The 13,743-nt window shown below is 66.1% G+C and carries 13 protein-coding genes; 12 read left to right on the top strand and 1 reads right to left on the bottom strand.

Annotated elements, in window-relative coordinates; all coding sequences use genetic code 11:
• The 4 genes from flgK to Q7I88_RS08195 are packed head-to-tail and all read left to right on the top strand — an operon-like array spanning position 1 to position 3,972.
• Positions 1–1,338 carry a flagellar hook-associated protein FlgK gene (gene flgK / locus Q7I88_RS08210; protein WP_305095435.1) on the top strand — a complete coding sequence of 446 codons (1,338 nt, stop codon included), beginning with the start codon at positions 1–3 and terminating at the stop codon, positions 1,336–1,338.
• Between the two features lie 4 nt (positions 1,339–1,342).
• Positions 1,343–2,251, top strand: a complete 909-nt coding sequence (locus tag Q7I88_RS08205) for a flagellin N-terminal helical domain-containing protein (RefSeq protein WP_305095434.1) — start codon at positions 1,343–1,345, stop codon at positions 2,249–2,251.
• Between the two features lie 31 nt (positions 2,252–2,282).
• On the top strand, positions 2,283–3,146 hold the full coding sequence (gene motA, locus Q7I88_RS08200) for a flagellar motor stator protein MotA (RefSeq protein ID WP_305095433.1): 864 nt from the start codon (positions 2,283–2,285) through the stop codon (positions 3,144–3,146).
• A gap of 1 nt (position 3,147) precedes the next feature.
• Positions 3,148–3,972 (top strand): flagellar motor protein MotB, encoded by an 825-nt coding sequence (locus tag Q7I88_RS08195; protein WP_305095432.1) that lies wholly within the window; start codon positions 3,148–3,150, stop codon positions 3,970–3,972.
• A 761-nt stretch (positions 3,973–4,733) separates the two neighbouring features.
• On the opposite strand, the gene Q7I88_RS08190 is transcribed toward Q7I88_RS08195, so the two are convergent.
• The gene (locus Q7I88_RS08190) at positions 4,734–5,555 is read right to left on the bottom strand and encodes a flagellin N-terminal helical domain-containing protein (protein WP_305095431.1); all 822 of its coding nucleotides are present in this window, start codon (positions 5,553–5,555) and stop codon (positions 4,734–4,736) included.
• A gap of 362 nt (positions 5,556–5,917) precedes the next feature.
• Here Q7I88_RS08190 and Q7I88_RS08185 point away from each other — a divergent pair, with 362 nt between their 5' ends.
• The 8 genes from Q7I88_RS08185 to Q7I88_RS08150 all read left to right on the top strand — a co-directional run bounded on the left by Q7I88_RS08185 (position 5,918) and on the right by Q7I88_RS08150 (position 13,741).
• A complete protein-coding gene (locus Q7I88_RS08185) occupies positions 5,918–7,051 on the top strand; it encodes a sigma-54 interaction domain-containing protein (RefSeq protein ID WP_305095430.1) in 1,134 nt (377 codons plus the stop codon).
• A complete protein-coding gene (gene fliE / locus Q7I88_RS08180; protein WP_305095429.1) occupies positions 7,048–7,413 on the top strand; it encodes a flagellar hook-basal body complex protein FliE in 366 nt (121 codons plus the stop codon). Before Q7I88_RS08185 ends, fliE begins: the two co-directional genes overlap by 4 nt.
• Positions 7,414–7,417: 4 nt before the next feature.
• Positions 7,418–9,058: a flagellar basal-body MS-ring/collar protein FliF gene (gene fliF / locus Q7I88_RS08175; protein WP_305095428.1), complete on the top strand. Its 1,641-nt coding sequence runs from the start codon at positions 7,418–7,420 to the stop codon at positions 9,056–9,058.
• Positions 9,055–10,080, top strand: coding sequence for a flagellar motor switch protein FliG (fliG, locus tag Q7I88_RS08170; protein WP_369426035.1), 1,026 nt, complete (start codon positions 9,055–9,057; stop codon positions 10,078–10,080). The genes fliF and fliG overlap by 4 nt, the downstream gene beginning before the upstream one ends.
• Positions 10,073–10,654 carry a FliH/SctL family protein gene (locus tag Q7I88_RS08165; protein WP_305095427.1) on the top strand — a complete coding sequence of 194 codons (582 nt, stop codon included), beginning with the start codon at positions 10,073–10,075 and terminating at the stop codon, positions 10,652–10,654. Before fliG ends, Q7I88_RS08165 begins: the two co-directional genes overlap by 8 nt.
• Positions 10,648–11,979, top strand: a complete 1,332-nt coding sequence (locus Q7I88_RS08160) for a FliI/YscN family ATPase (RefSeq protein ID WP_439648329.1) — start codon at positions 10,648–10,650, stop codon at positions 11,977–11,979. The genes Q7I88_RS08165 and Q7I88_RS08160 overlap by 7 nt, the downstream gene beginning before the upstream one ends.
• Entirely contained in the window at positions 11,969–12,394 is a 426-nt protein-coding gene (locus Q7I88_RS08155; RefSeq protein WP_305095426.1) for a hypothetical protein, read from the top strand. Before Q7I88_RS08160 ends, Q7I88_RS08155 begins: the two co-directional genes overlap by 11 nt.
• A 69-nt stretch (positions 12,395–12,463) precedes the next feature.
• Entirely contained in the window at positions 12,464–13,741 is a 1,278-nt protein-coding gene (locus Q7I88_RS08150) for a hypothetical protein (RefSeq protein WP_305098543.1), read from the top strand.
• The last annotated feature ends 2 nt before the right edge of the window (positions 13,742–13,743 follow it).

The following is a 13,743-nucleotide window of genomic DNA, read 5'->3' as shown; positions in this document are numbered from 1 at the left end:
ATGGCCTCCGATCTCCTCTCGATTGCCGCCAGCGGCGCGCGCGCGGCGCGCGGCGCGCTCGACGTCACCGCGCAGAACATCGCCAACGCTTCGAGCGAGGGCTACATCCGGCGCAGCGTCCAGATGGAGGAAGTTGCCGCGGCGGGCGGGCAGCTGCGGATCGGGGACATCTCGCTTTCCGGCGCGCGGATATCCGGCATTCATCGCAACGCCGACATGTTCCGCCAGTCCGAAGTGCGCCGCACGAACAGCGACGTAACGCGAGCGACAACCGAACTCGGCGGCCTGCAAAACATCGAGAGCGCGATTGAGCAGGCGGGGGTCTACCCTGCAATCGTCGAATTCGAAGCCGGGTTGCAGCAGCTCTCCGCCGATCCCACCGATTCCTCTCTGCGCGCGGCCGCTCTCGCCAGCGCCGACACGCTGGCACGCAAGTTCAACATTGCCGCCGAAAGTCTCGACGCCGCCGGTGACGGACTTCGCTTCGATGCCACTGCCGCGGTCGACGAAGCTAACATCGTCGGCGGTGAACTGGCCCGCGTGAACCTGCGGCTGTCCCGCGCTGGCGAAGGCAGCAGCGACCGAGCCTCGCTGCTCGACCGTCGCGACGCCTTGCTCGAAAAACTGAGCGGCACACTCGACATCTCGACCAGCTTCGCTGGCGACGGGTCGGTAACCGTCAAGGCCGGCGGCAGCAGCGGCCAGACCCTCGTCACGGGCGGTCTTTCGGGCACCCTGTCGATGGCGACGGCGGCCGACGGCACCGTCTCCTTCGCCGTGGACGGCGCGGCGGTTTCCCTTGGCGGCGGATCGCTCGCCGGGACCTCGCTGGCGCTGACCCAGGCGGCGGCTGTGCGCTCGCGGCTCGACACTCTGGCCGACGGCATCGCGACGACGGTCAACTCCGTACAAACCGGCGGCACGGCGCTCGATGGCACAGCGGGGCAGCCGCTCTTCGCCGGCAGCGGGGCAAGCGGCCTCAAGGTCGTCCTCACCAGCGGCGCTGCGCTCGCGACCGCGCCCGCCGGCGCAGCCGCTGGGAGTCTCGACGGCTCGAACCTCGCGGCCTTGCGCCAGGCGCTCGACGGGAACGGCGTGGCCAAGGAAATGAATTCGGTTCTGTTCGACGTCTCCAGCCAAGTGGCCGGGCGGACCGTAACGCGCGACGCACTCGATTCGATTGCCGCATCGGCACGCATTTCGCTGGAACAGCAGGCCGGCGTGGACCTCGATACCGAAGCAGCGAACCTGATGCGTTTCCAACAGGCCTTCCAGGCATCCGGGCGAGCGATGCAGGTCGCCAGCACCATCTTCGATTCGCTTTTGAGCATAAGGTGACGCCATGATCAGCCTGAGCACCAGTGCGTTCTACGAACGCTCGACGCGCCAGATCGGATCGCTGCGCGCCGAGGCCGATTCGCTGCAGCAACAGATCGGCAGCGGTGAACGGCTTTCGCGTTCCTCCGACGATCCGGTCGCGGCCGCGCGTCTTCGCACGCTGTCGCGCGCCGACCGGCTGGCCAAGATCGATCAGCGCAATTCCGAAATCGCCCAGACCGATCTCAAGCTTACCGACCAGGCCCTCGGTTCGATCGCCGACGTGGTGATCCGCGCCAAGGAACTCGCCAACCAGGCCGCCAACGGCGCACTTGGTGCCGAGCAGCGTGCCTCGATCGGCAGCGAGATCGCCGGGTTGCAGCAGACTGTTCTGCTTGTCGCCAACAGCCGCAACAGCGCGGGCCATGCCTTGTTCGGTGGTCATGCGTCCGGCGCGGCCTACGCCGATTCGGGAGCGGGCATCGCCTATGTCGGAACGGCGGGCGCGGATCCGGTCGATCTCGGCGACGGCCAGAGCGTCACTCCGTCACTCACCGGGCCGGAAGTCTTCCAGTTCGACGTCAATGGCTCGCCGACCGATTTGTTTACGGTGCTCGGGAATTTGGCCTCCGCGCTCCAGGGTAGCGGCGATCAGGTCGGCGCCAGCCGCGACGCCATGAACGCTCTCGACGCCGGCCTCGACAAAGTAACAACCGCGCAGACATTGGTCGGCGCCCGGATGGGCTGGATCGATATGATGGACCAGCGCCGCGAAGCGACTGGAGAACTCGTCGCCGAGGAGCAATCTTCCGTCGGCGGAGCCGATCTCGCCACGACGATGACGCGGCTGCAGGAAGTGATGACCGTGCTCGAGGCAAGCCAGGCCAGCTTCGTGCGCCTTTCCAGCCTGTCGTTGTTCGACATGCTGCGCTGAACCAGAACACGAACAGAGGGTATTCGAGACAATGTACGCAGCGATCGGGATCGTCATCCTGCTGGTGATGGTATTCGGCGGATTCGTCATTACCGGGGGCGCACTGGGGCCGGTGATGGAGGCCATTCCGCACGAGATGCTCATTATCGGCGGCGCATCCGTCGGCGCGCTCGTGGCCGGCAATTCGCTCCACGAGCTGAAGGCGATCGGGTCTTCGCTCGGCAAAGTGTTCAAGGGGCCGCGACACAACAAGCAGGACCATATCGACGCCATCGCGCTGACCACCCGGCTGATGAAGCTGCTGCGCGCCGAAGGTCCGGTTGCGCTCGAGAGCCACGTCGAAAACCCGCAGGATTCGGCGCTGTTCGCCGAGTACCCCAACCTGCTCAGCAACAAGCCGCTCATCGCGCTGATTTGCGACACGCTGACTCTGCTGGTGGTTTCATCCGGCACGCTCGAGACACACGCGGTGGAAGACGTGATGGATAATGCGATCAAGACGCACTTCCATGAAATCCACGAGCCGCAACATGCGCTCCAGTCGCTCGCCGACGCGCTGCCCGCTCTCGGCATCGTCGCCGCCGTGCTCGGCGTCGTGAAAACGATGGGCTCGATCGACCAGCCTCCGGCCATTCTCGGCGGGATGATCGGTTCGGCCCTGGTCGGCACCTTCCTCGGCGTGCTGCTCGCTTATGGTATCGTCGGCCCGCTCTCGTCCCGCCTCAAGCAAGTGCTCGAGCAGGACGAGCAGATCTTTCACGCGGTCAAGCAGGTGATCATCGCCTCGCTGAACGGATATCCGCAGCCGCTGGTCGTCGAAAGTGCGCGGTCGGGTCTCGGCCATGCTTTCCGACCGGGTCTTTCGGAGCTGCTCGACGGCCTGCGGGGCCGTTGAAATGGCCAGCAGTCCCGCGCGCAACGACCCCGCGCCGCCAATTATCGTCAAGAAAGTGACCGTGGTCGCCGCCGGACATCACGGCGGCGCGTGGAAAGTGGCCTACGCGGACTTCGTCACGGCGATGATGGCGTTCTTCCTGCTGCTCTGGCTCCTCGGCTCGACGACCGAGGCGCAGCGCAAGGGCCTGGCGGATTACTTCACCCCGACATTGGTGAAGACGAAGGAAGAGAGCGCGGGATCGAATGGCCTGCTGGGAGGGTCGTCGCTCACCGATGCGGACAGCTATCCACATCGCGCAGGCCAGACGGGCACACAGTCCCTCACTATCCCCCGCGACGCCAAAGGGGGGCCGAAGGAAGGCGCCACGGTCGTCAAGCGCATGCGCGCGCGCGTGCAGGAGAAGCTGGAGAGCAGCCAGCGCCTGCGCCGTCTGATGCGTCACGTGCGAATGGTCGAGACGACCGAAGGCGTGCGGATCGACCTCGTCGACGATGCTGATTTCTCCATGTTCGTTCTCGGCACGACCGTCTTGACCTCCGAAGCAACCGACCTGATCGGCGCGATTGCCGGCGCTGTCGGCCCCGAAGCGGGCAAGCTGACGATCCGCGGCCACACCGATTCGCTGCCGTGGAAGAGCGGCGCCGTCGCCAACAACTGGTCGCTGTCCGCGGGCCGCGCCGAAGCGACGCGCCAGGCGCTGATGCGCGACGGCATCGGCGAAGGACGGTTCCGCCGCATCGAAGGCGTTGCCGATCGCGAGCTTCTGATCGAGGACAATCCCCAGGATCCGCGCAATCGCCGGATCTCCGTTCTGATCAACTAGCACGTCCTCTCAGGGGCACGGGCCAAGCCACCGGTGCACCCCGGGGCGAGGCGGCCGCTAGAATTGCCTCTGATTGTCCTTCTCGAGAGTGGCGGCAATCGCTTCCGCCGTTCAGCCCCTCATCGCCACATCGCATAGCGGCGTTGAGCAGGAGTGGCGGACCCCCGGGGGCTACACGCCGCTCCGCACGATTCCGTTGTCGCGGATCCCCGCCAGGGTCGTCTGCAGGTAGTCGGGCATAGTTGTGGCACGCGAGGCTGCGACGCCTCGCTTGGCCGCCCGGCGCTCGACAGGTCTCCTCGCTGCTGGCGCGCCGCGGTGCCCAGGCTACCGAACCACAACGCCGCTTGGCGGTCGCCGCGTGATCTTCTGAGGAGGACGAGGAGAACCGCATGTCTAAACTGCATGGCGGGCGCGCTAGGGCTGCAATTCTTAGCCAGCGGGGTGCCGCCTTCTCAGGCCGCTGCTCAGCGGCGCGGAGCTCCCAACAAGCAGAGGCCGCCGAAGGAGTTGATGCGAGGATGGTGCACAGGAGAAGCATCTCAGCCCGGCAGTCTGAAGCGGGACGACAGCCCGCGGCCCCGACTTGGAGCGCCGGTCCGATGCAGTTCCACATCGCGAAGCTTCTCGCGATCAGCGTCCGGATGCCGTCGGGGGGGGGGTGGGCTTGCGCGGACCCGTCGGTGCTGCGGCCCGGATCAACGAAAAAGGCCCGGCGCGTGGGGAGCGCCGGGCCTCAAGGGACCAATCGAGAAGCTCGATCAGCGGAGGAGCGAGAGAACGTTCTGCTGGCTCTGGTTGGCCTGCGAAAGCATCGCCGTCGAAGCCTGGCTCAGGATCTGCGCCTTGGCGAGCGCAGTCGTTTCGGCCGAATAGTCGGCGTCTTCGATCCGCGAGCGGGCATCGGACAGGTTGGTGACGTTGTTGGTCAGACCATTGATCGCGGATTCCAGACGGCTCTGTCCGGCGCCGAGCGTTGCGCGGGCGGTGTTGACTTCCGTGAGCGCGGCATCGACCTTGCCGAGAGTGGCAGTCGCCTTGGTACCGTCGGCGCCGCTGACATCCAGGGCAGCTGCATCGATGTTCGTCGCGGTGATGCCTTTGGAAGTCAGGGTGATCGTTTCGCTGGCGTTCGCACCAACCTGGATATCGAACGTAACGTCGGCGTTGCCGAGGATGGCGACACCATTGAACTTGGTGTTGCTAATGACGTTGCCAATCTGGCCCTGAAGCTCGGTGACTTCTGCCTGAAGATTGGTGCGGTCGCTGGTCGAGTAGGTCTCGGACGCAGCCTGCACAGCAAGCTCGCGGACGCGTTGCAGCATGTTCGTGACCTCAGACAGGGCACCTTCGGCGGTCTGCGCGAGAGAGATGCCATCGTTGGCGTTGCGAACGGCCTGGCTCATGCCGCGCACCTGCGAGGTCATCGTCGTGGCGATGGCGAGGCCGGCGGCGTCGTCCTTCGCGCTGTTGATGCGCTTGCCGGTGGAGAGACGCTCCATCGCGGTGCCGAGCATCTTGTTGGCACCGGCCGACGCGTTCGACGCCTTCAGAGCACTGATATTGGTGTTGATCACTGACATTGTAGAAACTCCCAGAAGAGGTGTCTTCGAAAACTGCCCCGAGACCCCGTCGCGAATGGCAGCTGGAACCCAGACCGGCAGGGCTGGAAGTTTTTTTAGGGCACCCCGGCGAAGGTCCGCCGCAGCTGGCGCAAGGACTTACGTAGTTTCCAGTAGGTTTACGTTTAAGAGAAATTGCAGGGCCAGGACCCATTTCGCTCTCGGACGAAGATTGGTTAATACAGGGGACCGCAGTGGGATCGATTGAGCGGACCGAAAGGTTCGAAAAAAATCATGCAGCCTTGGCTGGGAAGTTCGCTGGAGTAGCCTCGTCGCTGTTTCCGGGGCGCCGGATTCAACTCGGCGATCTCGCGGAAACTGCCATGCGAGCGCTCCCGAACACCATTTCGCTCGCCCGCGCGGATGTCCCGTCGCTGGCCCGCGCAGGATCTAGCGCGACCCTCACTTATTCCGATCCGACTTCGGAGGGGACATTCGGCGCCCTCGTTGCGCTGATCTCCACCGGCAGCGGACCGGTCGCCGCAGACCCGGAATCGCTTTCGGTCCTCGCACTCGCCGACCGCCTCGCGGGCACCGACATTCCGGTTTTGATCAACGGCCCGACGGGCACCGGCAAGGAAGTCCTGTCCCGGTTCATTCACGACCGCAGCCAGCGCCGTGAGAAACCCTTCATTGCCATCAACTGCGCGGCCATCCCCGAAGCGATGCTCGAAGCGTTGCTTTTCGGGCATCAGAAGGGCGCCTTTACGGGGGCAAATGCTGCGGGCGAAGGCTTCTTCCGCGCGGCCGATGGTGGCACTCTCCTGCTCGACGAGATCGCCGAGATGCCTCTGCCGCTCCAGGCCAAGCTTCTGCGCGCGCTGCAAGAAGGGGAAGTCGTTCCCGTGGGAGCGACCACGCCCGTCAAGGTCGACGTCAGGATCATCGCCTGCGCCAACCGCAATCTGCCGCTCGAGGTCGAAGAAGGACGCTTTCGCGCCGACCTGTTCTATCGGCTCAACGTCTTCCCGATGGCGCTCTCCGCGCTGCGCGAACGTCCGGCGGACATCGTTCCGCTCGCCTTCGCGATGTTGCTGCGCCATGCGCCCAAGGGCCAGCAGGCGCCGTGGATCAGCGATGGTGCGATCGCCATGCTCAAGCAGCACGGCTGGCCGGGCAACATCCGCGAACTGGAAAACGTCATGCGCCGCGCGCTTGTGCTGGCCGGAAATGCGAAGTCGATCGGCACGGAACACATCGTGTTCGACCGCCCCGCACGCCTGGTCGAACGCGAGGCCGAGGTCACGTCGGTCGACGCGGACATCGACATTGCGCCGGGCGCCAAGCTGGCGAAGGTCGTGCAGCTTTCCGAGGCGCGGGCAATCATGGACACACTGGACGCGTGCGGCGGACGCCGCGCCGAGGCCGCCCGCCAGCTCGGCATCAGCGAGCGAACCCTTCGATACCGGCTCGCATCCTTTCGTGAAGCGGGTCTCGCAGTGGGAGCGGGCCGGTGAGCGGCGTCAGCGGCATTGGCGGCGCGGGATCGGTCGAGCAGATCATCTCGCTGAGGCAGCAGATCATCGATCGCTCGAGCCTGCTCAAGGAAATCCACCAGGCGAAGGCCGCGGAGGGAACTGCACCGGCCGAACCCGCCGGCGGAGGCTTTGCGGATACGCTGAAGTCCGCGCTGGACGGCGTCAACGCCACCCAGACAAAAGCCTCGGAGCTAAGCGCCGGGTATGAACGCGGCGAGGTCACCGACATCGCCAGCGTCATGCTTGCGCGCCAGGAAGCCGGCGTGGCGTTCGAGGCCACGCTGCAAGTCAGAAACAAGCTGCTGTCCGCCTATCAGGACATCATGCGGATGGGGGTTTAGGTAAATGAGCGATCTCGTGCCCATGGCGCCCGCTTCCGGAGGATCGTTGCTCGGCCCCTTGCGCGATCGTGCGAGCGGATCCGTGCTGACGCGCATCGGCACCTTCGCCGCGCAACCGCCGGTGAAGAAGGCGTTGCCATGGTTCGCCGGCATAGCCGGCGCCGGCCTTCTCGCGCTGGTCTGGGCAGGGCTCTCCCCCGCCCCCCAGCGCGTCCTCTATTCTTCGCTGAACGACAACGAGCGCGCAGACGTGGCAAGCGCGCTCGACAAGGCGTCGATCGACTATTCGATCAACAACGACACCGGCGCGCTGACGGTCGGCGAGGACGATCTCTACCGGGCGCGCATGCTGGTCGCTTCCGATGGCGCGCTGGCCGCGCCCGAAAGCGGCGCCGCGCTGCTCGATTCGTTGCCGATGGGCGCCAGCCGGACGCTCGAAGGCGACAGGCTTCGCGCGGCCCAGGAACGCGACCTCATGCTTACGATCAAGGAGATCGACGGGGTCGAAGCGGTTCGTGTCCATCTCGCCCGGCCCGAACGATCGGTCTTCGTGCGCGACAATGTGGCCCCGACGGCGTCGGTTATGGTGCGCATGGCTAAGGGCAGGCAACTTTCCGATTCGCAAGTCACCGCGATCGCCAATCTCGTCGCCGGCTCGGTCCCCGGTCTAACGAACGATGCGGTACGAGTCGTGGATCAGCACGGCCGGCTGCTGTCGCAGCCGCACGACGCTGACTCGGATCGCCTCGAACTGCAGGCGCGGATCGAGAGCAAGCTGCGCACGCAGGTCGAACAGCTTCTCGCTCCGATGATCGGGGCTGAGAACTTCACTAGCGAGGTCCAGGTCGATCTCGACATGAACGAAGTGACGTCGGCTCGCGAAAGCTATGACAAGGACGGTGCTGTCCGGCGCGAAACGACGCAGCAGTCGCAAACGGCGAACTCTCCCGCCATGGGCGTGCCCGGCGTCCTGTCGAACTCCCCTCCCCCAGCGGCCCAGGCCCAGCCCGGCGCGCCCAAGGGAGGTCCCGCGCAAGCGCAAAACCAGGCTCTGGGAGAAAGCAGCGCTACACGGACCTACGAGCTCGGGCGCGAGGTGGCTGTCTCCAATATCGCTCCCGGTACCGTCAAGCGTCTCTCGGTCGCCGTTGCGCTTAACCAGAACGCGCTCAAAGGGGCCAAGCCAGCCGACCTGAAGAAATTCGAGCAGCTGGTGACCGCCGCCGTCGGCGCAGACAGCAACCGCGGCGACACTGTTGCAGTGGTTGTCCGGCCGTTCCAGGCGACGGAGATCGAGGCGGCATCCTTCTGGGAAACCAGCTGGTTCGCGACTATCCTGCGCAATGCGGTGGCCCTGATTTCGGTGCTTCTGGTCTTGCTCCTCGCGGTTCGGCCTGTGATCAAATCATTGTCCGGTCGCAAGGCTGCCGACGAAGACAGCGACGATAGGCCGGAGCCGGCGGCGATGACCGTCAGAGCCTTGTCTCCCAGCTCGACTTCGCTCGTCAACATGCCCGACCGCGAGCGTCTGTCCGCCCAGGTTGAATTGGCCCAGCGGATCGTTCGGGAGCAGCCGGACGACGCGCTGCAGGCGCTGCGCCGAATGCTCGGCGACGGGCGCGAAGTGCCGGGAGGCGTGCGGTGACCGCTCTTGCCGACACCGCCGCCCCCGACGGCTCCGACCGCGCCGCTGTCATGGTCATGTTGCTTGGCGAGGAAGACGCCGCCCGGCTTCTTTCCGGCCTTTCCCCCGACGAGCTGCGTACGCTCGGGGCCAAGATGTGCGCCATCGGCGACATCGGCCCGGGCGCCATCTCAGAGGCGATCGCGAGCTTTGCCGAGTCCGCGGGCCAGAGCGGAATCTCTTCCCACGGGCGGATAGAAAACGTGCGGCGAATCATGACCGGGGCGCTCGGCGAAGTGAAGGCTGACAGCCTCATGCGGCGCGTTGCCCCGCCCGAGGAGACTCCGCGTACCCCGGCGCTCGAAATCGCGCAGTGGCTCGAACCCGACGTACTCATTCCGCTGATCCGCGACGAACACCCGCAGGCCATCGCCGTGTTGCTCGTCCAACTGGATCCGGCCGCGGCCGCGGCCGTACTCGCCGGCCTGCCCGACGAGCTGCAGACCCCGGTGGTCCACCGCGTCGCCACTCTCGGGCCGGTTTCGCCCGAAGCCATCGCCATTCTGGAGGAGACGCTCGCCACCAAGATCGCCCGGTCCCACGGCAAGGCTCCGCTTACGATGGGCGGGGTGCGCGAAGCGGGGGACATCATCAATAGAGCCGCGCGCAGCGTCGAGAAGCGGATAATGCCGGCGATTGGCAAGCTCGACAAGAAGCTGGCCAAGGAACTCGAGAACGAGATGTTCAAGTTCGAACACCTGTTCGAACTTGACACGAAGATGATTGGACAACTCCTTCGCGAGATCGAGAGCGAAGTGCTGATCGATGCGCTGAAGGGCGTCGAGGAAGAGCAGCGCGAACACTTCTTCGGCGCGATGTCGAGCCGTGCGGCCGACGGTCTGCGCGATGAGATAGAGGCCCGCGGACGCATCAAGCGCGCCGATGTGGATGCAGCGCAGAAGGCGATCATCGCGATTGCCAAGCGCCTCGCCGCCGAAGGCACGATCGTGTTCGGCAATGGCGGAGATGAAGACTATGTCTAGTCTACCGTTCGAGCTGCTGAGCAACCGCGGGAGCTTCTCCCGTGATCCGCGCTTCTCGTCCTTGCTGGCGGCGAAAGCTCGAACCGAGGCAGAGGTGCCGGTCGTCGATCCGCTCGAGGAAGCGTTCGAGCGCGGCTTTGCCGAAGGATCTGGACAAGCCCGCGAAGCCGCGCTGCGCGCCGAACGCGAACGGGACGCGCAACGCCAGGCTATCGAGCTTGCCTTCGCGCGCCTCGACGAGGAGAGCGCGGCCGAGCTGCGCGAAAAGCTGCGCCTGACCGTGCTCGCGCTGTGCGAGGAGACTATCCTTCCCTTGGCGCTCGACCCCGACGGCCTCGCGGCGAGGGTCGAAAAGGCGACCTCCATGCTCCAACGCTCGCAGGACGAGCGGCGAATCATGCTTCATCCCGACGACCTCGCTCTTGTAGCAGATCGGCTTCCGGCCCGGCTTACGGTCGAAAGCGATGCTTCGGTCGAGCGCGGCGCGCTGCGCATTGAAACCGCCGACGGCGGGGTCGAGGACGGCCCGGCGCAATGGCGCCAGATTCTCGCCGAGGCGTTTCGCGAGTGCTGAAGCAGTTCGACGAGATGCTTGGCGATCTTGCCATGCCGCCGCTCGACCTCCACCCGCGCCGGTTCGGCCGCGTGACGGCATGCGATGGCGGTCTGATCGAAGCCAGCGGTCTGTCCGTCCCGATTGGCGGACTGTGCCGGATCTACGACGGCAAACGCACGATGCTCACCGCCGAAGTCATCGGTTTCCGCAACGGCCGGACAATGATGATGATGCTGGGAGACAGCGTGCTGCTGCGCCCCGGCGTGCCGGTTCGGCCCGAAGGCCGGCCGGGAATGCTGCCGGTGGGCCGCGCCTATCTCGGGCGCGCGGTCGACGGTCTCGGCCGTCCGATCGACGGTGGAGCGGCCCTTCATTGCACCGCCGAATGGCCGGCCGGAGGAACGCGCAGCGGCGCACTAGACAGGGCTAGCGTCCGCGAGCCGTTCGACACCGGCATCCGCACGATCAACGCCCTCACCACGCTCGGTGTCGGCCAGCGCGTCGGAATCATGGCCGGCTCGGGAGTCGGCAAGTCCGTACTGATCGACATGATCGCTGCGGGCGCCGAAGCCGACGTCGTCGTGGTCGGCCTGATCGGCGAGCGCGCCCGCGAAGTGTCGGATTTCGTCGAGCGGCACATGACCGGCGAAGCGGCCCGCCGTACCGCCGTGGTCGCCGTGCCTGCGGACCACGCCGCGAACCTGCGCCTGCGCGGCGCGCTCCTGGCGACCTCGCTTGCCGAACATTTTCGTGCGCAGGGTGCGAAGGTCCTCCTGATCCAGGACAGTCTCACCCGCATCGCCCATGCCGCGCGCGAGATCGGCATTCTGCTGGGCGAGCCCGGCGCCGCCCGCGGCTACCCGCCTTCCGCGCTTTCGACCATTACGAAACTCGTCGAACGGGCGGGCAATTCAGCCGAAAGTGGTGGCTCAATAACCGCAGTCTACACCGTCCTGGCCGACGGCGACGACCAGAACGATCCGGTGGTCGACACCGCTCGCTCGATTCTCGACGGCCACATCGTGCTTTCGCGCGAGCTCGCCCAGCGCGGGCAGTATCCGGCGATCGACGTCGGCGCTTCGCTCAGCCGGGTCATGAGCGACGTAGTCCCTCCCGAACAGAATGCGCTGGCGCGAAGCTTCCGCGCGCTCGTTTCCGGATACGAGAGCAATCGTGACCTGGTGCTGATGGGCGCCTACCGCGCCGGAGCCGACCCGGTGATCGATCGCGGGATAGCGCTGCAACCGAAAATCTCGGCTTTTCTTTCACAGACCAGCGGCGAACATATTTCGCTGTCGCAAGCGCAGGACGAGCTGCGTCAGCTAATCGCCAATGACGAGTGACACTGCGCGACTGCGCCGCGCCCGCCTGATCGAACGCATCCGCTCCGTCGAGCAGCGCAAGACCGCAGCCGAGGCCTTTCGCCTCGAAGCGGCGCGCCGCAAGCTCGAACAGCTTTCCGAACGCACCCACTCGCTCGCCCAGCTCTACGCCCTGCGCGACAACGCGGCCGACGGCGCAGACCTGCGAAGCGCAGCGGTGCTCGGCAACCATTTGCGCGATCTCGGCAGAACTGCGGCACAGCAAGCCGACCAGGCGCGCCAAGAGGCCGATGACAAACTCGCCGATCTGGCCGTCGCCGAGCGCCGTCGCCAGCGAGCCGAAGACCGCCGCCGCGAACTGCATCGGTCGGTGATCGAAGAGATTAGCAAGCGCGACGCGGTGCCCATGAGGAAAACTGGCACGCATCTTGAATAGCCAAGGGAAACAACCGCGAACGGCAGGTCGATGATTTCTCTGGCTCCCTCTTCTCCCAAAAATACGCCCGTGACCCGCAGCGAAGCGGCCCCGCCTTCGGGCGAGCCCGGGGTAGGAGGCGGCGGCTTCTCGGCAACGCTGGCTACCCTGACCGCCGAAACCGGGAAGGAACCGGGTGAAGCGGCGGCAAACGAGACGGAGCTTGCCGCTGCAATCGCAAGGAGCGGCAAGAGCGGCAAGGCTCTACCGCTTGCGGACAATACCGGCAAAAGATTGCCGGCTGCCGATGGGCAAGCCGCCGAGGCGATCCTCCACACACCTATCGAGAGCATGGGACCCGGCGCCCTTCCCCTCGCGCCCAAGCCCGCAGCCGACGACCGCACCGAGAAGCAGCGGGCGGGCATCGAAGCGGGTGCCGAAAAGCCAGAGACCGACGATGCCACCGATGCCCCACAGACGGTGGTTGCCTCAACGGAGCTCGCTTTGCTCCCCCTTACGGGTGCAGCCACCTCGAATGAAGATGGGCCGGCGTTCACCTTGAGGGGAAAGACGACCGCGCGCCCGCTCTCCGCGCAGACCGCGCCAGCGCTGGCCAACAGTGACCAGCAGGTTACCGCTGAATCGAAAGCCTCCGCGAACCAGCAAGCCCAGGCGCCGACGGCGCCTGCAGTGGCGCTCACCATTGCATCGCAATCGACCGGCCAGTCGGAGCGCCCGCTGAAAGGCGGCGGCACAACCAAGGACGTTCCAGCGACGAAGGCCGCAGTGAAAGCGCATGCGGTGGTACCGACGAACGTCGGGGAAGCGCCGTCCCCCAGCGAATCGCCCGCACCTGCCTCGGCGCTTGCTGCCGCGTCGACGAGCTCGCCGCAGACCTCGCCTTCCGCTCCCGCGCATCACAATGCAGCCGCGGCTTTTCGCCCCGACGCGGTCCAGGACCTCACCCGGATCGTCGACCGGCTTGCGGCAGCGCGCGAGGCCTTGGCGCCGGCCAGCGCTCAACTCGCGATCGATCACGCGGACTTCGGCGAGCTTACCCTTCGTTTCGACCAGCACCGCAGCGGCCAGCTGGCCGTCCAACTCGCCGCCGGCAATCCCGAGGCCCACCGCGCGATTGCCGCCGCAGTCGCCGACCGGCCGTTTTCGGCCGCGCCGGACAGCTCCTCGGGCCAAGCCCAATCGCAAACCCAGTCGCAGGCACAGGCCCGCGGCGAGGGCGGCGGGCGCGAGGGACAGACAGGCCATGGCGCTTCCGCCCGCCACGAGCAGGCGGCGCAGCGTCGCTCCTCGGCGCAGGACGGCAAGCACAGTGCCGGCAATCGGCCGCGCTCCGGCCTCTTCGCCTGACC

The sequence above is a fragment of the Croceibacterium aestuarii genome (assembly GCF_030657335.1).
In the GTDB taxonomy this organism is placed as follows: domain Bacteria; phylum Pseudomonadota; class Alphaproteobacteria; order Sphingomonadales; family Sphingomonadaceae; genus Croceibacterium_B; species Croceibacterium_B aestuarii.
The sequence above is the reverse complement of the archived record's forward strand: the minus strand, read 5'-3'. Positions and strand labels throughout refer to the sequence as shown.

What these genes read in the sequence shown, in the direction of transcription:
- flgK (WP_305095435.1), top strand. Translation starts at nt 1, where the DNA reads ATGGCCTCCGATCTCCTCTCGATTGCCGCCAGCGGCGCGCGCGCGGCG.
- Q7I88_RS08205 (WP_305095434.1), top strand. Translation starts at nt 1,343, where the DNA reads ATGATCAGCCTGAGCACCAGTGCGTTCTACGAACGCTCGACGCGCCAG.
- motA (WP_305095433.1), top strand. Translation starts at nt 2,283, where the DNA reads ATGTACGCAGCGATCGGGATCGTCATCCTGCTGGTGATGGTATTCGGC.
- Q7I88_RS08195 (WP_305095432.1), top strand. Translation starts at nt 3,148, where the DNA reads ATGGCCAGCAGTCCCGCGCGCAACGACCCCGCGCCGCCAATTATCGTC.
- Q7I88_RS08190 (WP_305095431.1), bottom strand. Translation starts at nt 5,555, where the DNA reads ATGTCAGTGATCAACACCAATATCAGTGCTCTGAAGGCGTCGAACGCG.
- Q7I88_RS08185 (WP_305095430.1), top strand. Translation starts at nt 5,918, where the DNA reads ATGCGAGCGCTCCCGAACACCATTTCGCTCGCCCGCGCGGATGTCCCG.
- fliF (WP_305095428.1), top strand. Translation starts at nt 7,418, where the DNA reads ATGAGCGATCTCGTGCCCATGGCGCCCGCTTCCGGAGGATCGTTGCTC.
- Q7I88_RS08165 (WP_305095427.1), top strand. Translation starts at nt 10,073, where the DNA reads ATGTCTAGTCTACCGTTCGAGCTGCTGAGCAACCGCGGGAGCTTCTCC.
- Q7I88_RS08155 (WP_305095426.1), top strand. Translation starts at nt 11,969, where the DNA reads ATGACGAGTGACACTGCGCGACTGCGCCGCGCCCGCCTGATCGAACGC.